This is a genomic window from Planobispora rosea, from assembly GCF_014648175.1.
Taxonomy (GTDB): Bacteria; Actinomycetota; Actinomycetes; order Streptosporangiales; family Streptosporangiaceae; genus Planobispora; species Planobispora rosea.
The window spans coordinates 54,626-78,540 of the sequence record NZ_BMQP01000020.1; the positions used below are offsets into that span (position 1 = coordinate 54,626).

24 protein-coding genes and 1 tRNA gene are annotated in these 23,915 nt (G+C 71.0%); 13 read left to right on the plus strand and 12 right to left on the minus strand.

From position 1 onward, the window contains the following. The first annotated feature begins 9 nt into the window (after window positions 1-9). On the plus strand, window positions 10-789 hold the full coding sequence (locus IEZ08_RS20605) for an NERD domain-containing protein (RefSeq protein WP_068926164.1): 780 nt from the start codon (window positions 10-12) through the stop codon (window positions 787-789). A 63-nt stretch (window positions 790-852) separates the two neighbouring features. Here the strand turns inward: IEZ08_RS20605 and IEZ08_RS20610 are convergent, their stop codons facing one another. After that, entirely contained in the window at window positions 853-2,283 is a 1,431-nt protein-coding gene (locus tag IEZ08_RS20610) for a vWA domain-containing protein (RefSeq protein ID WP_189242747.1), read from the minus strand. An 80-nt stretch (window positions 2,284-2,363) separates the two neighbouring features. After that, window positions 2,364-3,239 carry an AAA family ATPase gene (locus IEZ08_RS20615; protein ID WP_189242706.1) on the minus strand — a complete coding sequence of 292 codons (876 nt, stop codon included), beginning with the start codon at window positions 3,237-3,239 and terminating at the stop codon, window positions 2,364-2,366. Window positions 3,240-3,339: 100 nt separating this feature from the next. On the opposite strand from IEZ08_RS20615, the gene IEZ08_RS20620 reads away from it, so the two are divergent. The 3 genes from IEZ08_RS20620 to IEZ08_RS20630 all read left to right on the plus strand — a co-directional run bounded on the left by IEZ08_RS20620 (window position 3,340) and on the right by IEZ08_RS20630 (window position 6,192). Then, window positions 3,340-3,413: transfer RNA gene (locus IEZ08_RS20620), tRNA-Lys, on the plus strand. A 178-nt stretch (window positions 3,414-3,591) separates the two neighbouring features. After that, the gene (locus tag IEZ08_RS20625) at window positions 3,592-5,169 is read left to right on the plus strand and encodes a right-handed parallel beta-helix repeat-containing protein (protein ID WP_189242707.1); all 1,578 of its coding nucleotides are present in this window, start codon (window positions 3,592-3,594) and stop codon (window positions 5,167-5,169) included. A gap of 174 nt (window positions 5,170-5,343) precedes the next feature. Continuing rightward, complete coding sequence (locus IEZ08_RS20630; RefSeq protein WP_189242708.1) at window positions 5,344-6,192, plus strand: aldo/keto reductase; 849 nt, start codon at window positions 5,344-5,346, stop codon at window positions 6,190-6,192. 160 nt (window positions 6,193-6,352) lie between these two features. On the opposite strand, the gene IEZ08_RS40290 is transcribed toward IEZ08_RS20630, so the two are convergent. Continuing rightward, a complete protein-coding gene (locus IEZ08_RS40290; RefSeq protein ID WP_084780623.1) occupies window positions 6,353-6,520 on the minus strand; it encodes a DUF3073 domain-containing protein in 168 nt (55 codons plus the stop codon). Window positions 6,521-6,775: 255 nt separating this feature from the next. Here IEZ08_RS40290 and IEZ08_RS20640 point away from each other — a divergent pair, with 255 nt between their 5' ends. From IEZ08_RS20640 to IEZ08_RS20650, 3 genes are all read left to right on the plus strand, one after another. After that, on the plus strand, window positions 6,776-7,111 hold the full coding sequence (locus tag IEZ08_RS20640) for an ArsR/SmtB family transcription factor (RefSeq protein WP_068926157.1): 336 nt from the start codon (window positions 6,776-6,778) through the stop codon (window positions 7,109-7,111). 73 nt (window positions 7,112-7,184) lie between these two features. After that, window positions 7,185-8,036: a DUF4253 domain-containing protein gene (locus IEZ08_RS20645; RefSeq protein WP_229803345.1), complete on the plus strand. Its 852-nt coding sequence runs from the start codon at window positions 7,185-7,187 to the stop codon at window positions 8,034-8,036. 104 nt (window positions 8,037-8,140) lie between these two features. Then, the gene (locus IEZ08_RS20650) at window positions 8,141-9,028 is read left to right on the plus strand and encodes an alpha/beta fold hydrolase (RefSeq protein ID WP_068926153.1); all 888 of its coding nucleotides are present in this window, start codon (window positions 8,141-8,143) and stop codon (window positions 9,026-9,028) included. A 74-nt stretch (window positions 9,029-9,102) separates the two neighbouring features. Here the strand turns inward: IEZ08_RS20650 and IEZ08_RS20655 are convergent, their stop codons facing one another. The 6 genes from IEZ08_RS20655 to IEZ08_RS20680 form a co-directional block, all read right to left on the minus strand. Continuing rightward, on the minus strand, window positions 9,103-9,474 hold the full coding sequence (locus IEZ08_RS20655) for a hypothetical protein (protein ID WP_068926151.1): 372 nt from the start codon (window positions 9,472-9,474) through the stop codon (window positions 9,103-9,105). 13 nt (window positions 9,475-9,487) lie between these two features. Next, entirely contained in the window at window positions 9,488-9,880 is a 393-nt protein-coding gene (locus tag IEZ08_RS20660; RefSeq protein WP_189242709.1) for a roadblock/LC7 domain-containing protein, read from the minus strand. Window positions 9,881-9,938: 58 nt separating this feature from the next. Next, window positions 9,939-10,787, minus strand: coding sequence for a DUF4388 domain-containing protein (locus IEZ08_RS20665; RefSeq protein ID WP_189242710.1), 849 nt, complete (start codon window positions 10,785-10,787; stop codon window positions 9,939-9,941). 4 nt (window positions 10,788-10,791) lie between these two features. Further along, window positions 10,792-11,172 carry a hypothetical protein gene (locus IEZ08_RS20670; RefSeq protein WP_068926144.1) on the minus strand — a complete coding sequence of 127 codons (381 nt, stop codon included), beginning with the start codon at window positions 11,170-11,172 and terminating at the stop codon, window positions 10,792-10,794. Between the two features lie 155 nt (window positions 11,173-11,327). After that, complete coding sequence (locus IEZ08_RS20675) at window positions 11,328-12,542, minus strand: DUF4032 domain-containing protein (RefSeq protein WP_084780622.1); 1,215 nt, start codon at window positions 12,540-12,542, stop codon at window positions 11,328-11,330. A gap of 106 nt (window positions 12,543-12,648) precedes the next feature. Beyond that, a complete protein-coding gene (locus IEZ08_RS20680) occupies window positions 12,649-13,296 on the minus strand; it encodes a class II aldolase/adducin family protein (RefSeq protein ID WP_068926142.1) in 648 nt (215 codons plus the stop codon). A 326-nt stretch (window positions 13,297-13,622) separates the two neighbouring features. Between IEZ08_RS20680 and ngcE the strand changes: the two genes are divergently transcribed. The 5 genes from ngcE to IEZ08_RS20705 all read left to right on the plus strand — a co-directional run bounded on the left by ngcE (window position 13,623) and on the right by IEZ08_RS20705 (window position 18,041). After that, complete coding sequence (gene ngcE, locus IEZ08_RS20685; RefSeq protein WP_068926139.1) at window positions 13,623-15,077, plus strand: N-acetylglucosamine/diacetylchitobiose ABC transporter substrate-binding protein; 1,455 nt, start codon at window positions 13,623-13,625, stop codon at window positions 15,075-15,077. A gap of 6 nt (window positions 15,078-15,083) precedes the next feature. After that, complete coding sequence (locus tag IEZ08_RS20690; protein ID WP_218061759.1) at window positions 15,084-16,094, plus strand: carbohydrate ABC transporter permease; 1,011 nt, start codon at window positions 15,084-15,086, stop codon at window positions 16,092-16,094. Further along, window positions 16,094-16,999, plus strand: coding sequence for a carbohydrate ABC transporter permease (locus tag IEZ08_RS20695; RefSeq protein ID WP_068926137.1), 906 nt, complete (start codon window positions 16,094-16,096; stop codon window positions 16,997-16,999). Before IEZ08_RS20690 ends, IEZ08_RS20695 begins: the two co-directional genes overlap by 1 nt. A 71-nt stretch (window positions 17,000-17,070) precedes the next feature. Continuing rightward, the gene (locus tag IEZ08_RS20700) at window positions 17,071-17,364 is read left to right on the plus strand and encodes a 4a-hydroxytetrahydrobiopterin dehydratase (protein WP_068926134.1); all 294 of its coding nucleotides are present in this window, start codon (window positions 17,071-17,073) and stop codon (window positions 17,362-17,364) included. A gap of 89 nt (window positions 17,365-17,453) precedes the next feature. Further along, the gene (locus tag IEZ08_RS20705) at window positions 17,454-18,041 is read left to right on the plus strand and encodes a superoxide dismutase family protein (protein WP_084780621.1); all 588 of its coding nucleotides are present in this window, start codon (window positions 17,454-17,456) and stop codon (window positions 18,039-18,041) included. Window positions 18,042-18,250: 209 nt separating this feature from the next. On the opposite strand, the gene IEZ08_RS20710 is transcribed toward IEZ08_RS20705, so the two are convergent. Together IEZ08_RS20710 and IEZ08_RS20715 are read right to left on the minus strand one after the other, a co-directional pair. Beyond that, the gene (locus IEZ08_RS20710) at window positions 18,251-19,435 is read right to left on the minus strand and encodes an amidohydrolase family protein (protein ID WP_068926132.1); all 1,185 of its coding nucleotides are present in this window, start codon (window positions 19,433-19,435) and stop codon (window positions 18,251-18,253) included. 208 nt (window positions 19,436-19,643) lie between these two features. Then, window positions 19,644-21,014, minus strand: a complete 1,371-nt coding sequence (locus tag IEZ08_RS20715; RefSeq protein WP_068926129.1) for a serine hydrolase — start codon at window positions 21,012-21,014, stop codon at window positions 19,644-19,646. Window positions 21,015-21,257: 243 nt separating this feature from the next. On the opposite strand from IEZ08_RS20715, the gene IEZ08_RS20720 reads away from it, so the two are divergent. Beyond that, window positions 21,258-23,021 carry a sensor histidine kinase gene (locus IEZ08_RS20720; protein ID WP_068926127.1) on the plus strand — a complete coding sequence of 588 codons (1,764 nt, stop codon included), beginning with the start codon at window positions 21,258-21,260 and terminating at the stop codon, window positions 23,019-23,021. A 14-nt stretch (window positions 23,022-23,035) separates the two neighbouring features. On the opposite strand, the gene IEZ08_RS20725 is transcribed toward IEZ08_RS20720, so the two are convergent. Further along, window positions 23,036-23,884 carry a spermidine synthase gene (locus IEZ08_RS20725; protein ID WP_229803347.1) on the minus strand — a complete coding sequence of 283 codons (849 nt, stop codon included), beginning with the start codon at window positions 23,882-23,884 and terminating at the stop codon, window positions 23,036-23,038. Window positions 23,885-23,915 lie beyond the last annotated feature (31 nt).

Genomic DNA, 23,915 nt, shown 5'->3' on the forward strand with positions numbered 1-23,915 from the left:
GGGTTCGCTGTGCCTGGCGGATCGATCTACGTGCCGGATGCCGACCGGCTCCACGGGTTGTCACCGCAGGTGATGTACGAGCAGTTCTGGCGGAAGGAAGCCAAGGAACGCTGGAAACTGCGAGGGATCAAGGCGGCGGTCGGCGCGGTCGCGGGCGTCGCGCTGGGATACCGCTTCGAGCTGCCCGCGCCGGTGCCGGCCGGGCTCCTGCTCGGGCTGGTGGTCGGCGTCGTGGACGCGTTCATGGCCTGGCGTTCCTACCAGGCCACCGCGGTCTGGCGCGGCAGGCGGCGGGGCGAGACCATCACCGGCAGGCTGCTCCGGCGCAAGCTCGGCAGGCGCGGCTACCGGATCCTCGGCGGGCGCGCCGTACCCGGCCAGGCCTCGGCGGACCACCTGGTCATCGGCCCCGGCGGCGTGTGGGTCGTGGACAACGAGTCCTGGGACCCCGACACCGAGATCGCCACGTACGGCGGGCGGCTGTTCCTCGGGGAGAAGTACGGCTCGAAGGAGGCCGCGGCGCTCGTCGGCGTGGCGACGACGCTGGCCGAGGTGCTCAGCCGCGAGTCGGGCGTGCCCGTGACGATCGAGCCGCTGATCGCCGTGCACTGCGGGAAGCTCGTGCACGGCGCGGACCGGCGGCGCACGGTCACCGCCGAGGGGGTCACCCTCCTCAAGCCGCGCCACGTGGCCTCCTGGATCCTCGGAGCCCCGCGCCAGGAGCTCGACGAGAGCCAGGTGGAGGTGCTCGCCCGTACGGCGGCGCGGGTGCTGCGGCGGATGAGCTGACCCCCGTCAGGGGAGTTCCTCCGGGCCGACCCCCGTCAGGTGGTTCCTCTGAACTGCCCCTCGTCAGGCGAGCTCCTCCACGAAGGCCGCGAGCTGGGCGACGTTCCGGCACTCGCGCATCGGCACGACCGCGCCGTAGGCCGTCGCCACCGAGTCGCCGGTGTCCCACTGGTTCACCGGTTCCGGGTTGAGCCAGTAGGCGTGCCGGGCGCCGGAGCTCAGACGCCTGAGCGTCTCCAGCGCGGGCGGCTGGTAGTTGGACCGGGCGTCGCCCAGGATCAGCAGCGAGGTCTTCGGGCCGACGGCGTCGCCGTACCGCTCGGCGAAGCGCTCGAAAGCGTGACCGTAGTTCGTCCGGCCGAAGCGGACCATGTCTGCCTCCGAGGCCAGCCGGGTCATCGCCTCGGCCACGTCCGCGCCGGGTACGAAGAAGCGGGTGATCTCGTCCACGGTGTCCACGAAGCCGAACGCGCGGACCTTGGTGAACTGCTCGCGCAGCGCGTAGGTCAGCAGCAGCGTGAAATGGGCGAACGAGGCGACCGAGTCGCTGACGTCGCACAGGACGACCAGCTCGGGCTTGTGCGGCCGCCTGGGCTTGAGGTAGGTGGTCAGCGGGACGCCGCCGGTGGACAACGAGGCCCGTACGGTACGGCGGAAGTCCAGGCGGCCCCGGTGGCCCAGCCGGTGCTTGACGGTCAGCCGGGCGGCCAGGCGGCGGGCCAGCGGGTAGACCTCCCGGCGCAGTTCGGCGAGGTCGGCCCGGGTGATCCGGAGGAAGTCCAGCTGCTCCAGCGGGGGCCGTACGGCCGAGCGCGCGATCCGCTCGATCCCGGAGTCCTCGGCGATCCGGCGGCGGACGTCGGTGGAGACAGCCTGCTTGAACCGCTCGATGTTGCGCTCGATCCGCTGCCGGGCGACCTTCTCCGCCAGACCGCCCCGCTCCTGCCCGGCGAGGACCTCGGCCAGCAGGCGGGCCATGAGCGTCTCGGGCGACAGGGCCCGCAGCACCGGGTAGGAGAACCAGTTCTGCCGCCCCGGGCTCGCGGGCTGGCGTCCGAAGCGCTCCACCATCGCACGGGCGAACGCGTTCATGCCGTCGCCGCCGTCCGTCCCGCCGCCCTCGGCGGCGAGCAGCCCGGCCAGCCGGTCGCGGAGCTCGGGAAGCTCGGCGGTGTCCAGATCGCTGCTGTCGCCGGTGCCGGTGCCGGTGCCGGTGCCGGTGCCGGTGCCGGTGCCGGTGCCGTCGCCGGAGCCGGGGCGGGGGCCGTACAGGCCGGTGGTGGCGGGCGGGAACCACAGGTCGAAGAGGGTGTCGAAGCCCGGCCGGTGCGAGGGCCGCTTGACCAGCGTGGCCGCGTACGCGGCGCGCAGCGACTCCCGCTCGGTCAGGTCGATCACCGTCAGCGCCCGCGCCGCGTCCAGCCCCTCGGCCAGCGATACGGGCAATCCCGTCTCCCGCAGTGCGTGCACGAACCCGACGTGCCGGTCCAGCAGCCCGCCGCGCCCTTCCGTACCACCGCGCCCTTCCGCACCACCGTGCCCGCCGGCGGCTCCGGCCGTGCCGCCGTACTCGCTCACAGCCCGAGTTCCTTGCGGGCCCGCGCCTGGTCGGAGGCGTGCTTGAGCACCACGCCCAGGGTGGCCCCCGCGGTCTCCTCGTCCAGCTCGGTCCGGCCCAGCGCGAGCAGGGTGTTGGCCCAGTCGATGGTCTCGGCGATCGAGGGCGCCTTCTTCAGCTCCAGGGCGCGCAGCGTGGCGACGGTCCGGGCGAGCTGCTCGGCCAGGTCCGCCTCGATGCCGGGCACCTGCGCCAGCACGATGTCCCGCTCCCGTTCCGGCGTCGGGTACTCCAGGTACAGGTAGAGGCAGCGCCGCTTGAGCGCCTCCGACAGCTCGCGGGCCGCGTTGGAGGTCAGGACGACGTACGGCCTGCTCACGGCGGTGATCGTGCCCAGCTCCGGGATCGTGACCTGGTAGTCGGAGAGGATCTCCAGCAGCAGCCCCTCCACCTCGACGTCGGCCTTGTCGGTCTCGTCGATCAGCAGGACCGTGGGTGTCTCGGCGCGGATCGCGGCCAGCAACGGCCGTTCGAGGAGGAACTCCTCGGTGAAGATGTCGTCGTGGGTGCTGTTCCAGTCCTGGCCCCCGCCGGATCCGTCGCCCTGGACGTTGCCGGCCTGGATGCGCAGGAGCTGCTTCTTGTAGTTCCACTCGTACAGCGCGCGGGCCTCGTCCAGCCCTTCGTAGCACTGCAGCCGGATGAGCCGCGCCCCGGTGGCCGCCGCGACGGCCTTGGCGAGCTGGGTCTTGCCCACGCCCGCCGGGCCCTCGGCGAGCAGCGGCTTGCCGAGCGCGGAGGCGAGGAAGACCGAGGTCGCGATGGCGTCGTCGGCGAGGTAGTCCACGGCGGTGAGACGCTCACGGACGTCGGCGGGCGAGGCGAACCACATGTGTGCTCCCAGACAGAACCGAATGTTGTTCTAGCTTACCGGGTCGAATCCGCCGATTTCGAAGCACGTCGGGAAGTACGCTATCCTTCAGGGGCTTCACGCGCCGCTAGCTCAGTTGGTCAGAGCAGCTGACTCTTAATCAGCGGGTCCGGGGTTCGAGTCCCTGGCGGCGCACCCGGCGCGAACCCCGGTCCACCACGGTGGGCCGGGGTTTCGTCGTTCGATGCTCCATCCGGTCCCGGTGTGTATCGGCCCCATGGGGCTTCCCCCGCTCCGCGGCACGTGCTTAACTCTGCTCACCGTTGTTGGAAAGCGCTTACCGAAGGCGACGAGCCCCCCACGGAGACCAACGATGCGCCTGAAAGCTGTCATCGCGTGCACCGGCCTGGTGGCCGGCGCGCTTGCCGTACTGTCATCGCCCGCGCACGCGGCTCCCACCCGATACGAGGCGGAGAACGCGCCGGCGGTCTGCACCGGCGCCGTCGAGGCCAACTGGCCCGGCTACTCCGGCGGAGGCTTCTGCAACGGCACCAACGCCGCCGGCGCCTACGCCCAGTTCACCGTGGACGCCGCCGCCTCCGGCACCGCGACGCTGGGGATCCGCTTCGCCAACGGGACCACCGCGGTCCGGCCCACCAGCCTGATCGTCAACGGGTCCACCGTGGGGACCACGTCGTTCGAGGGCACCGGCGCCTGGTCGACCTGGGTCACCGAGACCCTGACCGTGCCGGTGAGGGCCGGGGCCAACACCATCAGGCTGAACCCCACCGCCTCGGGCGGCCTGCCCAACATCGACTACCTCGACGTCGAGACCGGCGGCCAGCCGCCCGTGAACGTGCTGTACGTGGCGACCGACGGCGACGACGGCAACCCGGGGACGGCGGTGTCGCCGTTGCGCACCATCCAGCGGGCGGTCGACCTGGCGCGGCCGGGGCACACGATCCTCATCCGCGGCGGCACGTACGCGCCGAGCACGAACATCCAGCTGGTCAAGAGCGGTACGGCGAGCCAGCCGATCACGATCCGCAACCACGACGGCGAGCGTGTGATCATCGACGGTGAGAACATGCCGCACACGCCCGGTGCGGTCGGTTCCAGCATCCCGCGCGCCGAGCGGGGCGCCATCCACATCGAGGGCGAGCACTGGCGGCTGGTCGGACTGGAGATCATCCACGGCCCCTACGGAATCTTCGGCCTGGACACCAGCGACAACGTCTTCGACCGCCTGGTCACCAGGGACAACTACGAGTCGGGCCTGCACCTCCAGGGCGCCTCCGGCGGCAACCAGATCATCAACCTGGACGCCTACGGCAACCGCGACCCGCGCAAGAACGGCGAGAGCGCCGACGGCATCGCGATCAAGGAGGGCTCGGGCGGCGGGAACGTGATCCGCGGAGCCCGGCTGTGGAACAACTCCGACGACGGCCTGGACTTGTGGATGTTCACCTCCCCCGTCACCGTGGAGTCCTCGGTGGCGTGGGGCAACGGGTTCAACCGGTGGAACCTGCCCGGCTACACCGGCGACGGCAACGGCTTCAAGCTCGGCGGCGGCGACCCCGACCCGGCGGCCGACCACGTCGTCCGCAACTCCGTCGCCTTCGACAACGCGGTCGGCGGCTTCATCGACAACGGCAACCCCGGCCGGCTGTCGATCGACCGCAGCACCGCGTGGCGCAACGGCGGCACCGGCTTCGACTTCGCCGATTCCGGCTCCACCCTCACCAAGAACCTGTCGGTGGCCAACAGGACGCAGGTGTCGCTCGGCTCGTCGTCCTCCGGCTCGGGCAACTCCTGGAACATCGGCGGCACGTGGACGTTCACGAGCACCGACCCGCGCGCGATCACCGGCCCTCGGAAGGCGGACGGCTCGATCCCGTCCTCCGCCTTCCTGCGTCCCGCCAACGGCGCGGACGTCGGAGCACGGATCTGACCCTTGACCAGCCGGTGCGGGGCTCGCAGCCCTGACGGCGCACCGATCGAAGACCCGGGTCGCCGTGGTCGGCCCGGGCCTTCGATCGGTGCCGGTCGCATACGGCCGGGGGTGGCGGGCGGCGGAGTGGCGGTCCTTGACCTGGAGTGAGCTCCAGGCCGGAGGATGGGCGGTATGAGAACACGTGTGATCGGAAACGTCAACGTCGGCGCGATCGGGCTCGGCGCCATGCCGATGTCGGTGGCCGGGCACATGCCCGACGAGACCCAGTCGATCAGGACCATCCACGCCGCGCTCGACGCCGGGGTCACCCTGATCGACACCGCCGACGCCTACACGCCCTCCGCCGACGACATCGGGCACAACGAGCGGCTGGTGGCCAAGGCGCTGGCACTGTGGTCCGGTGACCGGGACGCGGTCCTGGTCGCGACCAAGGGCGGGCACACCCGGACCCCGGGAGACGGCTGGGACGTGGACGGGCGCCCCGTCTACCTGCGTCAGGCGTGTGAGCGCTCACTCAAGGCGCTCGGCGTCGAGGCGATCGGGCTCTACCAGCACCACAGGCCCGACCCGGCGGTGCCGTACGAGGAGACCGTCGGAGCGATCCGCGACCTGCTCGACGAGGGGAAGATTCGGATGGCGGGCATCTCCAACGCCGACCCGTCCCAGATCAGGACGGCCCACGAGATCCTCGGCGGACGGCTGGCGAGCGTGCAGAACGAGTACTCGCCGCGGTTCAGGAGCAGTGAGCCGGAGATCGACGTGTGCGCCGAGCTCGGCGTGGCCTTCCTGCCCTGGTCGCCGCTGGGCGGCATGGGGGCGGCGGGCGGCCTCGCGGGCCCGTTCGCCAGGGTGGCGGCCGAGCGCGGAGTCTCACCGCAGCAGGTCTGCCTCGCCTGGGAGCTCGCCAGGAGTCCTGTCGTGATCCCCATCCCCGGCGCCAGCCGACCGGAGACGATCATCGACTCGGTGGCCGCCGCTGAGCTGACGCTGAGCGAGGAGGAACTGGCCACGCTGGGGTGAGCCGGACCCGGGCTTCACGCGCGTGGAGCCCGGGTCGCGTCACCGGCCGGGCCACGAGGCCGGTGCTCGCCCGAGGACGAGGCCGTCGCCCGGCTGGGAACGCCGCGCGGGAGGATGAAGGCCCGGCGCGAGGGCGTTCCGGGGGTCTGGCGCTCCGGTGCTACCTGTCGGCGGGCTCGACGGCGGGGTCGTCCGCCTCGTCGGCCGCCGGGTGGCCGCCGGTGGTGCTGAGCTCCCTGCGCAGCCGATCGAGATCGATGCTGTGGGTGCCGTACTTCAGCTCACGGGCGACCTTCGTCTGCTTCGCCTTGGCTCGACCCCGTCCCATTGACCGCACTCCCTCATGTAGGCCGCACTGGGCCTCTCGTCGCTATAGCATCGCCCGCATCTTACCCAAGAGCTCTACAACTTGAAGAATTACGCAATTTGCTACTTTATAAGGAGTCCGAGCTCACGGCTCGACGGCAAGGGACTGATGCGATCGACGGGAGGCAGGAAGCATGAGCGAGTTCGCGGCAGAGGCACCGGCGTCACCGGCGCCCGTCGACGAGGCCCGCACGCCCGTCACCGGAACGGCCTGACCATGCCGGTACCGTTGTACCAGGCCAAAGCCGAGTTCTTCCGCACGCTCGGGCATCCCCTCCGCATCCGGGTCCTGGAACTGCTGCAGGACGGCCCCCTGCCGGTCCGCGACCTGCTGGCCGCCGTGGACGCCGAGGCGTCCAGTCTGTCCCAGCAACTGGCGGTGCTGCGCAGGGCGGGCATCGTGACCGCCACCCGTGAGGGTGCCACCGTCGTGTACGCCCTGTCCACTCCCGACGTGACGGACCTGCTGATCTCGGCCCGCCGGATTCTGACCGAGGTGCTGGCCGGGCAGGGCGAGCTCCTCGCCGAGCTGCGCGCGGAGGCCCGCGGCTGACGGATGTGCCCGTGGTCGGCGGGACACCGGTGCCTTCCCGTGTGCCGGGCGCCCGGGAAGGCAGAATTAGGGCGTGGTCAGGATCGGAACGGTAGAGATGGACGATTGCGAGCGTGGGCGGCTCTCGCCGGTGCTGGGTCAGTTGTTCACCGACGGCGGTGCCGGGCGGGCTCTCGGGGTTGAGCTGCCGCCCGGGGACGTGGTCTGGCCCGACCCCGGCTACGCGCGGATTCTGACCTACACCCGGCCCGCGTTCTGGCTCAGCGACGAGGTGGTCTCCGGGGAACTGTGGGCCGCGCTCCGGGCCGAGCACCCCCGTTCCGGCCTCTGGCCGGTGCTGCTGGAGGACTCCGTGCAACCGTGGTCGGCCGGGCAGATCGCACCCGACGCCGCGGACGAGATCGACAACTACCACGTCGCCCCGTTCATGGCCGAGGTGTGGTCGGACTGGGTCTCGAAGGCCCACGCCGACCAGCTGGAGATCCTGGAACCGTTCGGCGCCCGCTGCCCGGGACCGGCGGCGCCCGGACAGCCGGGGGCCGACCCCGGAATGGTCGCCGACTGGTACGCCGGGCTCGTGGCCGAGCGCCGGACCCCGCTGGGGCTGGTGGCCGTGGAGCGGGGGGCCGACGCGCTGGCGGTCATGGGATGGCAGGGCGCGCTGAACCACAACGAGTGGATGGTCCCGCTGGCGGCGGTGGTGCGCAGCTGGGAGGAGCGGTTCGGCGCGCGCCTGGTCGGCATGGGTTTCAACACCCTCGACCTGAGTGTCGCCGCGCCTCCGCTCACCATGGAGCACGCCCTGCACGTGGCCGCCGAGCACTGGACGTTCTGCCCCGACAGCGTCGTGTACGGGGCCGGGACGCTGATCGACTACGCCGAGCAGATCGTGGGCCGGAACGCCTGGTCGTTCTGGTGGGACTGACCCCGGGGGCGTCCCCTCGCGCCTGAACCCCGGTGAACCGGACTCTTGCCCGCATGTCTACCGAATGACATTCTGTTCCGACGGACAAGCACGGTAGGAGTGCCATGACTCTGCGCGCCCCGGCGAACGGCATCGAGATCGCCTATGACACCTTCGGCTCCGCCGAGGACCGCCCGCTCCTTCTGATCATGGGGCTCGCCTCCCAGCTGATCCACTGGGACGAGGAGTTCTGCCGGCTCCTCGCCGGCCTGGGCCACTACGTCGTGCGGTTCGACAACCGGGACGTGGGGGAGTCCACCCACTTCCACGACGCCGGTTCGCCCGGCTTCGGCGAGGCGCCGTACCTGCTCTCCGACATGGCCGACGACGCCGCGGGGCTGCTCGACGCGCTCGGTCTGGCCTCGGCGCACGTGGTCGGCGTCTCGATGGGCGGCATGATCGCCCAGACGATGGCCATCCGTCACCCGGAGCGGGTGCGCAGCCTCACCTCGATCATGTCCACGCCGAGTCCCCAGGCCGCCCCGCCCACCGAGGCGGCCATGGCGGCGCTCATGTCGCCGCCCTCACCGGACCGGGAGACGGCGGTCGCGCGGGCCCTGGAGACCTGGAAGGTCATCGGTTCGCCGGGTTACCCCTTCGACGGCGACCGGATCGCCAGGGTCGCCGGGCTGAGCTACGACCGCGCCTACGATCCCCGCGGGGTGGCCCGGCAGCTCGCCGCGATCATCGCCTCGGGCGACCGGGCGCCCCTGCTCAGGGAGCTGTCGCTGCCCGCCCTGGTGGTGCACGGCGAGGAGGACCAGCTGGTGCCGCTGTCGGGCGGGATCGCCACGGCGGAGGCGATTCCCGGGGCCAGGCTGCTGACCTTCCCGGGCATGGGCCACGACCTGCCGCGCGCCCTCTGGCCCGACATCATCGGCGCGATCGGCGATCTCACCTCGGCCGCCGACGCGGACGCGGCCGGCGACCTCGCCCCGGTCGCGGAGCTGTAGGGCCCGGCCCGTACGGCCTGCGCCCCGCTCTCCGGTACGGCTTGCGCCCGCCGGGCGCAAGCCGTACCGGAGAGTCAGACTTCGAGCTTCTCCTCGATGATCCGCATGTTGTGCCGCGCCAGGGCCAGGTTGCCCCGGGCGCGGTCGAGCGCGAGGTAGAGGAAGAGCCCCTTGCCGCTGCGGCCGGTGAGCGGCCGGATGATGTGGTACTGGGTGTTGAGCGTGATGAGGATGTCCTCGATGGTGTCCTTGAGGCCCAGGGACTCCATCGTGCGGAGCTTCGCCTTGACGACCTCGGTGTTCCCCGCCGCGGCGATCTGGAGGTCCAGGTCCTTGGAGCCGCCGAGGGAACCCAGCGCCATTCCGCTGTTGTAGTCCACGACCACCGCTCCGACGGCGCCGTCGATCGCCATCATCTCTTTGAGGGAGACGTCCATGCTGGCCATTGCTTCCTCCGGTTCACTGGGGGATTGACATGCGGGTGGTGATGGCGGCCAGGCTGGCCGCCGTCTTGCGGCCCTCCAGTCGCAGCAGCCCGAGGTTGGTGCCGGGGCGCGCCAGGACTGTGAGGACGATCTTGGGGCCGGCGGCGTAGAAGGCCGCGTAGCCGTTGCTGCCGGAGATCAGGGTCTCCTCCAGCGCTCCTTTGCCGACCATGCTCGTCATCCGGCGGCTGAGGGCCAGCAGCGCGGAGGAGAGCGCCCCGGTCTGCTCGACGGCCTGCTCGGTGTCGCCCGCCATGTCGCTGGCGATGGTCAGGCCGTCCACGCTGCACGCGATACTCCCGCTCACGTCGGGCATGCGCTGGCGCAGCAGGACCATCTCCCGGTGCACCTCGTCCCGCAGTTCCACTGGCATCCTCCTTCCGGTCCGCTTCAGCGTGCGCAGCCTCAGCGGCATGGGGCCGGCCTCATGTGAGTGCCTCCAGCGCGTTCTTGAGCCGGATGAGCAGGCTTACGTCGGCGGGATCACCCGTGGTCCGGGGAATCCACCCCGGGGCCGGGGCGGCGCCGGGGTCGCGGCCCGGGAGCTTCTCCCGGGCACCGTCGTCCCGCCGCGGCAGCGGAGCGGGGGCCGGCGGCGCGGGTACGGTCCGGTGCTCGCGCTCCGGGACGCGGAGCAGCCCCGCCGCGGCGAGCTGCCGTACGGCCAGCAGCACCGAGTAGGCCGGTCGGCCCAGTTTGCGGGCCAGCTCGGCGGGGGTGGCCGTGCAGTCGGCGCCGACCAGTACCTCCCACTGGAGCGCGGTCAGCAGGACCCGCTGGGCGTGGATGCGCCCCATCGGGACGACCGGGAGCGTGTCCAGTTCGGGGGAGGGCCACGCCTGGTCCAACTGCGCTCTCCTTCGTTTGCACTCCCGGAGCAGGCCGGTCACGTCGAAATACCACTGGGGCCCGAGCCAGTGCCGTTCCCCGGGGCGGAAGCGGGGCCGGGCCGAGGCCCGGAACAGGAAGAACACGGCGTCGAGTACCGCGCCCAGCACGCAGAACTCCAGCTCGCCCCGGGTGAGCACACCTCTTTCCACCAGCCGGTCACCGCCCCGGCACTCCTCGCCCGCCCCCTGCCTCGCCTGCCGTACGGCATAGGCGGAGATGCGCCCGCTGGCGGTCAGCAGGTCCTCCACGCGGGGGCACACCGAGGTCTCGGCATAGGTCACGCGGCCCTCGGTGAGGTAGAACGTCCCGGCTCTGCCCATCCGCAGGGCACCGGTCGCCCGGTCACCGGCGAGTCCGCTGAGGATGCTCTCGACGCTCGGCATGGGCTTACGTCGTTATGAGCCGGCCGGAAAGCGAATGGAGCCGGTGGAGCGCGAGGGCTAGATTTGCGCGTTCCAGGTCAAGTTTGACATATATCACTAAAGGGCCATCGAAAACGGTTTCCAGTGGCCTCAGCAAATGATGCCCGTCGTCCGCCGTCACGATCATTTCGCGGATTCGGGCCGTTCCCGCGGCGGATGTCACGGCGAGTCCGTCCAACGTCGCGCGCAGCGCCTCGCTGAGTCCCGCGGCGGACTTCTCCGTGTCGACGTGACGGCTGCCGCCGCCCACCGCCACGGCCATCCCGCTGGTCTGGTCGATCAGGATCGCGTCCAGCGCGCCGGGGATCCCCATCACCTCGGTGAGGCACTCTTCGATTCCGAGCACTCGGGCCCCCTCGCCGACGGCCAACGAAAAAGCATCACCGGGTCAGCGTAGGGATGTGCCGGAGGGTCCTAAGTGATCCTGTTATACCGGATATATGAGGAGATGGAGAATTCAACTCCTGGGTAGAAGGATATATACCCTAAGTGGGAGGTCCGCTAGAGGCCCTCGGAGATAAGCGCCTTCTCGTCCGGCTTGAAAACGAGAACATTCTTCACATAAGACTGTACGGCGGTCGGCAATCCGACGTCGTTACCCGCCTCCTGGGAGAGGTACCAGCGGTGGTCGAGCACCTCGTGGAAGAGCTGGGCCGGTTCCAGCTTGCGCCGCAGCTCCTGCGGGACGGCCTCGATCGTCGGCTGGAAGACCTCGGCCAGCCAGCGGTGGGCCACGATCGCCTCGTCCTCGTGGCGCAGGCCGTACGAGACCCGGAAGGAGTCGAGGTCGTTGAGGAGCCGCCGGGCCTGGTTCTCCTCCACGTCCAGACCGGTGAGGCGGAGCAGGCGGCGCTGGTGGTGGCCCGCGTCCACGACCTTGGGCCGGACGATCAGGCGGCCGGTGCCCGCCTTGCGGCGGACCATCATCTCGGCCACGTCGAAGCCGAGCCGGTTCAGCCGCCGGATCCGCTGGTCGATCATGTGCCAGTCGACCTCGTCGATGATCTCGTCGGAGGTGAGCTCACCCCAGAGCCGGTGGTAGCGCGCGCAGATCGAGTCGGCGATCTCCTCGGGGTCGATGGAGGGGTGGAGCAGTTCCCCGGCCTCCAGATCGAGCATCTCGCCGTAGATGTTGGTGTGCGCGACGTCGATGTCGTGCATCCGCTGACCCTCGCTGATCATCGGGTGGAGCTCACCCGTCTCGGCGTCGACCAGGTAGGCGGCGAAGGAGCCCGCGTCCCTGCGGAACAGGATGTTCGACAGGGAGCAGTCGCCCCAGTAGAAGCCGGTCAGGTGGAGCCGGACGAGCAGGACGGCCAGGGCGTCGAGGAGCCGGTTCAGCGTGTCCGGCCGTACGGTCCCCGACATGACCGCCCGGTAGGGGAGGGAGAACTGCAGGTGCTGGGTGATCAGGGCGGCCTCCAGCGGCTCCCCGTCCTTCCCGGTCCGGCCGGTGACCACCGCCACCGGCTCCACCGCCGGGGTGTCCAGCCGGTTCAGGTCCCACAGGAGCCGGTACTCGCGCTTGGCGAAGTGCTCGCTGATCTCCTTGATCGCGTAGACCTTGCCGGAGAGGCGCACGAAGCGCACCACGTGCCGGGAGATGCCGCGGGGGAGTGAGACCAGGCGGTGCTCCGGCCACCGCTCCAGGGGGGTCTCCCAGGGCAGCTGGAGCAGGCCGGGGTCGCTCGGGGTGCCGGTGATCTGCAGGGGCATGACGGATCCTCGCGGGTCGGGGCTGGCTGCCGGACGGGACGGCGCGGTTCCCGGGAGCCGGCCGCCGGACGGGGGCGGCGCGGCGTTCGGGAGCCGGTCGCCGGGGTCAGTTCGTGCGCGTCGGGAACCTGGGAGGGTTGACGGCGCGTTCGACGACGGCGGCGAGCTGCTCCTCGGTGAGCACACGCGGCTCGCCGACGGATCTGGCCCGGACGTACACCTCGCAGAGCCACTCCAGCAGCCGCGTCGCCTCGAAGGCCTTGTCCAGGTCGTCGCCGACGGTGACCCCGCCGTGGTTGGCCAGGAGCGCGGCCTGCCTGCCCTCGAGCGCGGCCCGCACGTTGGCCGCCAGTTCGGGGGTTCCGTAGGTGGCGTATTCGGCGACCCTGACGGTGCCGCCGAGCAGCAGCGTGTTGTAGTGGATCGGCGGCAGTTCGGTCATGGTGGTGGCGACCACGGTGCCGAACACGGAGTGGGTGTGCACGACGGCCCGGGCGCCGGTGGTCGTGTAGACCGCCAGGTGCATCGGCGTCTCGGAGGACGGCTGCAGCTCGCCCTCGACCAGGTGTCCCTCGATGTCGATCACCGGGCAGGCGCCGGGCTCCAGCCGGTCGAGCGGGACGCCGCCGGGTGTCACCGCGATGAGGTCGCCGACCCGTACGCTCAGGTTCCCCGCGGCGCCGACGACCAGGCCGGTCGCGGCGGCCCTGCGGCCGTAATCACAGAGCAGGCGGCGCTGCTCGGCCAGCAACATGTCCTAAAAGTAGGGCTTTGCGAGGTCCAGCGGCAAATTCTCGTCCCACTGGTCTAGACCGGGTGTCGTCCGCTATCTTCGGCGGTGCCGTACCTGATGAAGCGTGGCGGCAGAAGGCGGCAGACTCGCGGGAATTATTGGGTGGTATGTCAATAGATGTCGCATATCATCCCCTATGATCTGCTGCTTTCTAGCGGAAATGTCGCGATGACGTCACGGCTCGGTCTAGACCGGATACGCACTCTTGACGGTGACCTCTCGTGCTACGTACGTTCGGGCGAACGTTTAGGAAACTTTCCTAATTGACGCCCCGCCCAGGAGGGTCCATGTCCAAATCGGCCGGTACGCCCGGAGAGATCACCCGGCGGCAGATGCTCCGCCGGATCGGCCTGACCGCTCTCGTCGCCGGTCCCGGCGCCGGGCTGCTCAGCGCCTGCGCCACCGCCGGATCCCCCGCCGCCACCGGCTCCGCCGCACCGACCGCCGCGGGCGCCGCCACCTCCGCCGCCAACCCGTTCGGCGTGGCCGCCAACGCCCCCCTCGAAGTCGTCATCTTCAAGGGCGGCCTGGGCGACAGCTACGCCACCGAGGTTCACGAGCCGCTGTACAAGAAGAAGTTCCCGCAGGCGGAGATCAAGCACGTCGCCACCCAGCAGATCGCGCAGACCCTGCAGCCGCGGTTCGCCAGCGGCGACGTCCCGGACATGATCGCCAACTCGGGCACCGACCTGATCGACAACGCCGCCCTGCAGCAGGAGGGCCAGCTCCTGGAGCTGACCGAGCTGTGGGACGCCCCCTCCATCGACGACCCGGCCAAGAAGGTGCGCGACATGGTCGCGCCGGGCACCGTCGAGTCGGGCCTCATCACCGGCAAGCCGTACGTGATGAACTACGTCTTCTCGGCCTACGGCCTCTGGTACGACGCCGCGCTCTTCGAGAAGGAGGGCTGGACCCCGCCGAAGACCATGGACGAGTTCAAGGCCCTCTGCGAGAAGATCAAGGCCAAGGGCATCGTCCCGTTCGCGTTCGCCGGCAAGAACGCCTCGTACTACGCGTACTGGATGATCCTCATCTCCGCCGCGAAGATCGAGGGCAACCAGCTCCTCATCGACATCGACAACCTCGTCGACGGGGCCTGGCAGCGCGACTCGGTCAAGCAGTCCGCCGCCGCCTGGGCCGAGATCGGCAAGTACATGGACAAGTCCTTCGAGGGCCTGATCCACACCGAGGTGCAGACCCGGCAGAACCAGGGCAAGATCGCCCTTTACCCGTCGGGCTCCTGGCTGGAGAACGAGCAGAAGGACCAGACCCCCGACGGCTTCAAGTACGCCCTGACGCCCACCCCCAGCGTCACCGCCGCCGACAAGATGCCCTTCGAGGCCATCCGCGCCGCCGCCGGTGAGGGCTACATCGTCCCGGCCAAGGCCAAGAACCCCAAGGGCGGCCTGGAGTACCTGCGCATCATGCTCTCCAAGGAGGGCGCGCGCGGCTTCACCGAGAAGTCCGGCAACATCACCGTCGTGACCGGCGCCGCCGACGGCCTGCAGCTCTCGCCCGGCAACGCCAGCCTCAGCGCCGCGCAGACCGCCGCGGGCTCCAACATCGTCACCTACAACAGCTTCGAGGGCTGGTACAAGGAGCTGGAGACCGAGCTGCGCAGGCAGACCAACGCGCTCATGTTCGGCCGCATCTCGGCCGAGGAGTTCTGCGAGAAGATGCAGAAGGCCGCCGACAAGACCAAGGCTGACTCGTCCATCACCAAGCAGAACCGGACGGTGTAGTCCTCCATGCGGCACGACAAGCACCCGCTCAAGGCGGGGACGCCGGGCGGCAGGCGTCCGCTCGCGGCCGGGGCGCCGGGCGGCGGGCACCCGCTCCTGGCCCGGGTGCGGAACAGCAAGTACCCGTTCATCGTCGGGTTCCTCATCGTTCCGGTGGCCCTCTACGCGGTCTTCGTGATCAGCCCGTACATCCAGGCGTTCCAGATCGCGCTGACCAACTGGAAGGGAATCTCGGCCACTCCTCAGTACATCGGCCTGGAGAACTTCACCAGGCTGTTCGAGGACGAGGTCTTCTGGGCCGCGGTGCGCCACCACGGCGTCCTGCTGCTTGTCGTGCCGCTGGCCACCATCGCCATCGCGCTCTTCTTCTCCTTCCTGCTCAACCTGAGCGGCGGGCAGAAGGGCGCGGGGATGACCGGCATCTGGGGCTCGAAGTTCTACCGCGTGATCTTCTTCCTGCCCCAGGTGCTCGCGGTGGCCATCGTCGGCGTGCTCTTCCAGGCGATCTACCGCCCGGACGAGACCGGCGTGATCAACAGCCTGCTCGCCAGGGTCGGCGTCGAGCCGATCGGCTGGCTCATCGACCCGGACCTCGCCCTCTGGGCGATCATGGGCGTGATGGTCTGGCAGGCCGTCGGCTTCTACGTGGTCCTGTTCTCCGCGGGCATGTCCTCCATCCCCAAGGACGTCTTCGAGGCCGCGGCGCTGGACGGCGCGGGCCGCCTCACCCTCTTCTTCCGCATCACCCTGCCGCTGCTCTGGGACACCATGCAGGTGGCCTGGGTCTACCTCGGCATCGCCGCCTTCGACGCCTTCGCCCTGGTCCAGGTGCTCTCGGTGGACCGCGGCGGGCCCGACAACGCCACGACCGTCCTGCCGCTGGAGATCTGGCGCACCGCGTTCAACTTCTCCAAGTTCGGCTACGCCTCCGCGATGGGCGTGGCGCTGTTCTTCATGACCATCACGTTCGCGGCACTCACCCTGCGCGTGACCCGGCGCGAGAGGATCGAGTTCTGATGGCCGCAGGCACGGTGACCAAGCCGTCCTCCCGTACGGCCGCCTCGCACGCCCGTGCGAGGCGGCGCAGGAACCCCCTCGGCGTCTTCGGCGCCCTGTCCCACATCGCGCTGGCGATCTGGGCGATCCTGATCATCGGCCCGATCCTCTGGACGTTCCTGGCCTCGTTCAAGACCAACACCGAGATCTTCGGCGACGCCCTCGCCCTCCCGGCCTCCTACGGCTGGGACGCCTGGGGCCGGGCGTGGGAGAAGGCCCACATCGGCCAGTACATGCTGAACACGGTCTTCGTGGTCGCGTGCAGCACGGCCGGGACCATGCTGCTGGGCTCGATGGCCGCCTACGTGCTGGCGCGCTACAGCTTCCCCGGCAACCGGGCGATCTACTTCCTGTTCGTCTCGGGCATGACCTTCCCGGTCTTCCTCGCGCTGGTCCCGCTGTTCTTCGTGGTGAAGAACCTCGGCCTGATCGACACCCACCTGGGCGTCATCCTGGTCTACATCGCCTATTCGCTGCCGTTCACCGTCTTCTTCCTCTCGGCGTTCTTCAAGACACTGCCCACCTCGGTGGCCGAGGCGGCGATGATGGACGGCTGCTCCCACACCCGGACGTTCTTCCAGATCATGATGCCGATGGCCAAGCCGGGCCTGATCAGCATCACGATCTTCAACATCCTGGGTCAGTGGAACCAGTACCTCCTGCCGATCGTGCTGCTGTCCGGCAACGTCGAGGACAAGTGGCTGATCACCCAGGGCGTCGCGAACATCTCCACCAGCGCGGGCTACGAGGCCGACTGGCCGGGCCTGTTCGCCGCGCTGAGCATGGCGATCATCCCCGTGATGATCATCTACATCGTCTTCCAGCGCCAGATCCAGTCGGGTCTCACCACGGGCGCCGTCAAGTAGGACGGACCCGCGGGGCCGGCTCGCGGCTCGGTCGCTTTGGCTTCCGGCCGCGAGCGTGATCTGCTGGGGGGATGGACCTGCTTGACGACTCCGAAGTACGGCGACGGCTGGGCGAGACGCCCCAGTGGCGGCGCGAGGGTGACGAGATCCGCCGGACCGTGACCGCGCCCGACTTCCCGACCGCGATCCGCATCGTCGACGAGATCGCGGTCGAGGCCGAGAAGCTCAACCACCACCCCGACATCGACATCCGCTGGCGCACCCTGCACCTGACGCTGTCCACCCACGACGCGGGCGGCCTGACGGAGATGGACTTCACCCTGGCCGCCCGGATCGACGAGATCGCCGCCTCCCACGGCGGATGACGACCGTCCTCGGCGAAACACCCATCGTGACCGGATGACTACTCGCTAGAGTGGGGCGTCGTCCCGCCCGGCTGGTTGAGGAGATTCCGATGCGCCTTCCCGTGGTTCTCGCCGCCGCCGCCCTGCTCGCTGCGGCCTGCGCAGGCCAGGGAGCACCGCACCCGGCGGCACACGACACCAGGGGCGCGGTGCCCGCCGGGCCCGCCGAGCCCGCGAGCGCCGTCAAGCTCGTCGGGGGCGGCAGGTTCGGCGTCCCGGCGTCCGGGACCTCCGCGATCGCCTACGACCCCAAGCTGGTCCCCGCCGGGGCGACGGCACGGGTGACGGCCGAATCGGGCGCGGTGATGGCCACCTCCACGGTCACCGTCGAGGGCTTCCTGCCCGACCGGGCCTACGGCGTGCACCTGCACGTGAACCCGTGCGGCCCCGACCCGGAGGCCGCCGGGCCGCACTACCAGCACGCCCACGCGCACGCCAGCGCGGACAACGAGGTCTGGCTCGACTTCACCACCGACCCGCAGGGCGCGGCCACGGTCACGGCCAGGCAGGGCTGGGCGTTCGTCCCCGAGAGAGCGCCCCGCTCCCTGGTGATCCACGCCAAGCGCACCAAGGCCGCCGGGGCCAGGGCCGGTACGGCCGGTCCCCGGGTCGCCTGCGTCACCCTCGGGCCGCAGTGACCCGGGGGTGACCCCGGGCGGATCCGCCGGTTCGCGCCTTCCTCGGGGGAGGGCACGAACCGGCGGCACACCGGGTGGGGCCCGGCCGCAACGGCCTCTACCGCCGCTCCCCTGCCAGGGTCCGGGCGAGCTCGGGCCAGAGGAACGCCAGCGTGGCCGCTCCGCCGAGCAGCGCGCCGATCTCGGCCGGCGGCAGCATCGCGCGGGCGTCAGCCGGTCACCGGCCGACCGGCGAGGTAAACGGCCAGGGGGCGGGCCACCGCGGTGATGTCACGGGTCGGGTCGCCGCCGACCACCACCAGGTCGGCGTCGTAGCCGGGCCGTATGCGGCCCTTGCGTCCCCCCACGCCGCAGGCACCGGCGGCGACCGAGGTCGCCGCGGCCAGGGCCGAGGCCGGCGGCAGGCCGGACCTGACGTACTCGTCGAGGGTGGCCGGCAGCAGTCCGTGCGGCTTGGCGGGACCGATGCCCGCGTCCGAGCCGGCCACCAGGCGCACGCCGCCCCGGTGCAGGCGGGCGACGGCCTCCTGCAGGACGGCCTCGGTGATGCCCGCGCGCGCGGCCATCATCACGACCTGGGGCGGCACCACGACATCCGGATCGGACCCCAGCGTCGCGCAGACGGCGACCCCGGACCCGGCCAGCGCGGCGAGCAGCGCGTCGTCGAGCCGGACGCCGGCGGGAGTCAGGCAGGTGCAGTGCTCGATGCCGTCGACGCCCGCGGCCAGCGCCTGCCGTACCGCCGCCAGCGCGTGGGCGTGCGCGGTGATCGGCAGGCCGAGGGCGTGCGCCTCGTCGACCGCCGCCTTCAGCTCCTCGTCGGTGAACTGCGGGCGCATCGTGTCGGTGCCGGGGGTCAGCACACCGCCGCTCGCCATGATCTTTATGATGTCGGCGCCCCGCTCGGCCCGTCGCCGGACGGCCTCGCGCAGCCCCTTCACGCCCTGCGCCTCGCCCCCCATCGACCAGCAGTGCCCGCCCACGCTGGTGATCGGCGCACCGGCCGCCACCACGGCCGGCAGGTCCGGCCCGGCCTTGGCTCGCCAGGCCAACACGGCGTCGTGGTAGTCACCCAGGTCGCGCACGGTGGTGACGCCCGCGGCCAGGTGGGCCTCCAGCGAGGTCTCGATGGAGGCCTCCAGCTGTTCTTCCGTGAGCCCGCTGAGCCGGTCGAGCGCGCTCGGGCCGCTGTCGGCGCACAGGTGCACGTGCGCGTCGATCAGACCGGGCAGCAGTGTGCCGCCGGGCAGGTCCTGGACCGGCCATCCGTCGGGTACGGCCGGTCCTGCTTCCACGCCGGCGATGCGGCCGTCCTTCACCAGCACCACGGTGACCTCGTCGCGCAGCCGCTCTCCGTCGAATACCCGTGCGGTGCGAATCGCCAGAAAGCTCACCGGATCACAATAGGCAGAGGTTCGGGACGGTGCGGGAAGACGCGGTAACGGTGACGGTAGTCACACGGCGGCGACAGGAGCAGCGGGCGGCGCGGCCGAAGCCGGGGAGGCCGGTGACGAGCTGCGGGCGGGCAGGCGGACGGGGGCCGCGGGCAGGCCCACGGCCGCGACGCCGTGGGCGCCGCGGCCGTGGGACGGACGGGCCGGGTTACTTCTTCGCGGCCAGGCTGAACGCGCCCCTGCTGAGGGAGATCAGCTCGGGGGCGACCTTCGACTCGTCGAGGGGCGCGTCCGGGTTGTTCGTCAGCGGGGCGACCAGGTAGGTCCGGCCCTTCGCCGAGCGGGCGAGGTAGGCCAGGCCCAGGACTCCCGACTCGGAGCCGCCCTTGGCCCAGACGAGCGGCCACTTCTTCCGGTCGAGCCCGATGCTGAGGTCGTTGGCGGACATGGCCTCGTGCAGCGGCTTGCTCTTCAGCGACAGGATCCCGGCGAAGGCGCGGCAGACGTCGCGCGGAGAGCCGAACCACTCGATCGTGTGGATCTCCCTGGGCTCCTTCCACGCCTGGAGGCCCTCGAAGGACTGCTTGGCGACCGTGTTCTTCAGATAGGCGCGCTTGCCCGCGACGTCGAGCGAGAGGTACTTCTTCGCCTGCTCCGGATAGTTCTTCGCCTTGAGCAGCGCCCACTCCCGCGTGGTGAGGAAGGGGATGTTCCGCTCGGCGTGCCCCGACCACTGACGGACCTTGGCCTCGACGGCCTTGCGGCCGACGGTGTGGATGAGGATGTCCGTGGCGGTGTTGTCGCTGATCGAGATCATCAGCTTGGCGGCCTCGCGGACCGTGACGGTGCTGTTGTCCGGGCGCTCGTACAGGCCGCCCTCGCTGGGGCTCTTCCACTCGGGCTTGATCGTGAGCTTGCTGTCCCAGCTCAGCTTCCCGTCACGGATCTTCTCGGCCACCGCGCCCAGCACGTAGACCTTGAAGATCGAGCCGAGTGGCATGACCTTGTCGGCGGAGACGCCGTGGACGATCTCGCACCGTCCCCGGGAGTCGATCCGGGCGGCGGCGAAGGCGGTCGCGGGGGCGACCTTGCGCAGGCGGGCGTCGAGCTCCTTCCAGCTCCGGGGGGCGGGCGGCTCGGGGGGGAGCACCCCGATCAGGTTGATCTTCCCTTCCCCGTCCACGGCGATCCGGATCAGGAACTCCTGCCCGCCGATCGTCCCGGTGCCGCTCAGGGCGGTGTCCGTGACCTCGGTCAGCTTCTCCAGCGTCAGCCCCTTGGCCTGCGTGAGGAAGTCGTTGAAGCCCTTGACGGTCAGGTCCTTGAGGTAGGCGGCGTTGACGTGCTCGGCCAGCTCGCTCTCCGCGAGCGGCGCCCGGTCCGGCGCGCCGAGGAACCAGCGCAGCTGCCTGCCCACCGGGCTGTCGGGGATCTCGGGAGCGGCGACGACCGCCGGAGCGGCGGACGCGGCGGACGCGTGGCCCGCGGTCGCGAGGGTCGCCACGGGGACGGTCGCGAGGGCGAGGGCGAGGGCCAGCAGGCGGGTCGGTCGGGGCGTCGGTCGGGACGTCGGTCGCATATGAGGCTCCCTGTGGTTTCGGTCGACGGGTTCGATGTCGTCGTCTCGGATGCCGCAGGTTCCGAGGGGCCTGCGGGGTCTGCGGGGCGAGCGGTTCCGGACCTCTGCCCTTCTCCGAATCTAGGAATCGCCGATGCGGCGGGGTACCCGGCGAACCCCCGTCTTGAGGGGTGCGGCAAACTGCACCGAATGTGCGGACAACCTCATGGACGGTGGGCCCTGTGGCGAGGCACCCTGCCTGCTATGGCATCCTCGGCTCCGGCCCGTCCGCTCGCCGCGTCGATGGCGGGAGTGGCCGCGGCCGGAATGGTCACCGGCGCGATCATGGAGACCGGCTTCCCCGTCCCCGCGAGCCAGTGGCTGTTCGCCGCGGTCTGCCTCTTCCTGCCGGCCGTCGGCTGGCTCGTCGCGAGCCGGAGGCCCGACAACGCCTACGGCTGGCTGCTGCTGGCCACCGCGGGCTGCCTGGGACTCGGAGCCCTCGGCTTCGGGATCCTGCTCCGCCTCGGCGACCACGGTCCCGCGGCCGTCGCCGGGATGCTCCTGCTCTCCCTCTTCCCGGTCTTCTACGGCCTGAGCTGGATCTTCATCGCGCTGCTCTTCCCTGACGGCCGCCTGCCCTCACGGCGCTGGCGGGCGGGCGCCCGGCTAGCGGGGGCGGTGATCGCCGTCTACTGGCTGGGCCTCCTGCTGAGCCCGGACGCGGTCTACGCGCCCATGGGGGTCGACAATCCGTTCTCCCTCGGCGGGCCGGCCGGGCTGGTCGCCGCGGTGGCCGGTGGCCTGGGGCAGGGGGCGGCCTACCTGATGGGCGTGGCGGTGCTGGTCTCCCTCGTCCTGCGCCTGTGGCGGGCTCCCGCCGCCGAGCGCCGCCTGCTGGGCCTGATGACCGCCGGCCAGGCGGTCGCGCTGGGCAGCTTCGTCCTGATGGTGGTCTCCGACGAGGCGCAACACGCCGTGGGCCGCACGATCGGGGTCATGGCCGTCATGACCGCGCTGCCCGCGGTGATCGCCGCGTCGGTGTTCCGGCACAACCTCCTCGACATCCGGGTGGGGATCAGGGGATCGAGGTTCTTCCTGGTCTTCGACCTGCGGCCCACGGTGGACGAGCTGCTGACCGAGCTCGGCCCGGACCTGGAGGAGGCGGAGCCGGTCGAGCAGCTCGGACGGCTGGCGGGCGCCGTACGGGCCGGGCTGGAGACCCGGTGGGCCGCCGTCGTGCTTCCCGACGGCACGCGGCTGGTGGCGGGGGAGGAGAGCGGCGAGGCGGTGCTCACGGTCCCGGCGGGGCTGGGGCACATCGCCTGCGGGCCCAAGCTCGCCGGGCGCCTCACCGCCGAGGACCGGCGGCAGCTCGGCGCGCTGGCCGTCCCGGTCGGACTGGCCGTCCAGAGCGCCGCGCTGGCCGCCCGGCTGGTCGACGCCGAGGAGGCTGGACGGCGGCGGATCGAGCGTGACATCCACGACGGCGTGCAGCAGCAGCTCGTCGCGCTCATCGCGGGCCTGGAGCTGGCCAGGGCGACCGGTGGCGGGCCGGAGACCCTGACCCTCCTGCGCGATCAGGCCCGGCAGACGCTGACCGACCTGAGAGAGCTCGCGGCGGGCATCCACCCGTCCGTGCTCAGCCAGGGCGGGCTGGTCGAGGCGGTCGAGGAGCGCTGCTCGCGGCTGCCGGTGACGACCACGGTGACCGCCGACGCCGCGCTGCGCGCGCGGCGCTTCCCCGACCAGGTCGAGGGCGCGCTCTACTTCACCACGAGCGAGGCGCTCACCAACGCGCTCAAGCACGCCTCGGCCTCCCGGATCGAGGTACGGCTGACACACGCCGGCGGGCGGCTGCAGGTCATGGTCTCGGACGACGGGAAGGGCTTCGACCTGGCGACCACCGGCCGCCGGGGGCTCGGGCCGCTGGCCGACCGGCTGAGCGCGCTCGGCGGCGCCCTGGAGCTGTCGAGCGCGCCCGGGGAGGGCACCCGGGTGCGGGCCTGGATCCCGGCCCCCGCCTGACCCCGTGCCGCCGGTCAGCCGAACACGGCGGGCGGCGGGACCGGGATGACGACCGGGTCGCCGTCGTTCAGCGGAGGGGCCCCGGCGACGAACTTGCTCAGGTCGTCGCCGTGCACGCAACGGGCCTGGGTGAGGCCGCCCGCCGCGGTGCGGACCATGCCGTCGAGGGGGAGCTCGGTGCGGGAGGCGGCGACGATGAGGTTGCCGAACCTGCGGCCGCGCAGCACCCCGGGCTCGGCGAGCAGCGCCACGTGGCGGAAGGTGGTGCCGACCGTGGCGAGCACCCGCCGGGCGAAGACCAGCCCCTTGCCGTCGGCGATGTTGACCAGCAGGGTCCCGGCCGGGCGCAGGACGCGGGCCACATCCCCCATGTACTCCCGGGTGGCCAGGTCGAGGGGCATCGTCGCTCCGCTGAAGGCGTCCAGCACGAGCAGGTCGGCCGAGGCGTCGTGGAGCCCGGCGGTGGCGGCGCGGCCGTCGAGGATCCTGACCTTGAGCCGGGGTACGGACTTCAGCCGGAGCTGGTCGCGGACGAGCTGGACCAGCGCGCCGTCGGGTTCGGCGACGATCTGCCGGGAGCCGGGGCGGGTCGCCGCGACGTAGCGGGGCAGGGTGCAGGCGCAACCGCCGATGTGCGCCACGTCCAGGGGGCCCCCGTCCAGCAGGTCGATCACGTCGGCCATCAGCCGGACGTACTCGAAGTCCAGATAGGTGGGATCGTCCAGGTCGACGTAGGACTGCGGCACGCCGTCCTTGGAGATCACCCAGCCGGAGGGGCGGTCCAGGTCCCTCAGCAGATCGACTTCGCCGAAGGTGACCGGATAACGGCCCGGCATCGGCTCCTGCGGTTCCCGCCTGGCCATCCCTTTGATCCTCTTTTCTCTGGTATATCCG

Bases quoted from the DNA above. Each gene is read 5' to 3' on its own strand.
- IEZ08_RS20720 (WP_068926127.1), top strand. From the start codon at position 21,258: ATGGCATCCTCGGCTCCGGCCCGTCCGCTCGCCGCGTCGATGGCGGGA.
- IEZ08_RS20695 (WP_068926137.1), top strand. From the start codon at position 16,094: ATGGCCGCAGGCACGGTGACCAAGCCGTCCTCCCGTACGGCCGCCTCG.
- IEZ08_RS20675 (WP_084780622.1), bottom strand. From the start codon at position 12,542: ATGCCCCTGCAGATCACCGGCACCCCGAGCGACCCCGGCCTGCTCCAG.
- IEZ08_RS20615 (WP_189242706.1), bottom strand. From the start codon at position 3,239: ATGTGGTTCGCCTCGCCCGCCGACGTCCGTGAGCGTCTCACCGCCGTG.
- IEZ08_RS40290 (WP_084780623.1), bottom strand. From the start codon at position 6,520: ATGGGACGGGGTCGAGCCAAGGCGAAGCAGACGAAGGTCGCCCGTGAG.
- IEZ08_RS20690 (WP_218061759.1), top strand. From the start codon at position 15,084: ATGCGGCACGACAAGCACCCGCTCAAGGCGGGGACGCCGGGCGGCAGG.
- IEZ08_RS20715 (WP_068926129.1), bottom strand. From the start codon at position 21,014: ATGCGACCGACGTCCCGACCGACGCCCCGACCGACCCGCCTGCTGGCC.
- IEZ08_RS20665 (WP_189242710.1), bottom strand. From the start codon at position 10,787: ATGCCGAGCGTCGAGAGCATCCTCAGCGGACTCGCCGGTGACCGGGCG.
- IEZ08_RS20725 (WP_229803347.1), bottom strand. From the start codon at position 23,884: ATGGCCAGGCGGGAACCGCAGGAGCCGATGCCGGGCCGTTATCCGGTC.
- IEZ08_RS20625 (WP_189242707.1), top strand. From the start codon at position 3,592: ATGCGCCTGAAAGCTGTCATCGCGTGCACCGGCCTGGTGGCCGGCGCG.
- IEZ08_RS20655 (WP_068926151.1), bottom strand. From the start codon at position 9,474: ATGGCCAGCATGGACGTCTCCCTCAAAGAGATGATGGCGATCGACGGC.
- IEZ08_RS20630 (WP_189242708.1), top strand. From the start codon at position 5,344: ATGAGAACACGTGTGATCGGAAACGTCAACGTCGGCGCGATCGGGCTC.
- IEZ08_RS20650 (WP_068926153.1), top strand. From the start codon at position 8,141: ATGACTCTGCGCGCCCCGGCGAACGGCATCGAGATCGCCTATGACACC.
- IEZ08_RS20640 (WP_068926157.1), top strand. From the start codon at position 6,776: ATGCCGGTACCGTTGTACCAGGCCAAAGCCGAGTTCTTCCGCACGCTC.
- ngcE (WP_068926139.1), top strand. From the start codon at position 13,623: ATGTCCAAATCGGCCGGTACGCCCGGAGAGATCACCCGGCGGCAGATG.
- IEZ08_RS20700 (WP_068926134.1), top strand. From the start codon at position 17,071: ATGGACCTGCTTGACGACTCCGAAGTACGGCGACGGCTGGGCGAGACG.
- IEZ08_RS20680 (WP_068926142.1), bottom strand. From the start codon at position 13,296: ATGTTGCTGGCCGAGCAGCGCCGCCTGCTCTGTGATTACGGCCGCAGG.
- IEZ08_RS20705 (WP_084780621.1), top strand. From the start codon at position 17,454: ATGCGCCTTCCCGTGGTTCTCGCCGCCGCCGCCCTGCTCGCTGCGGCC.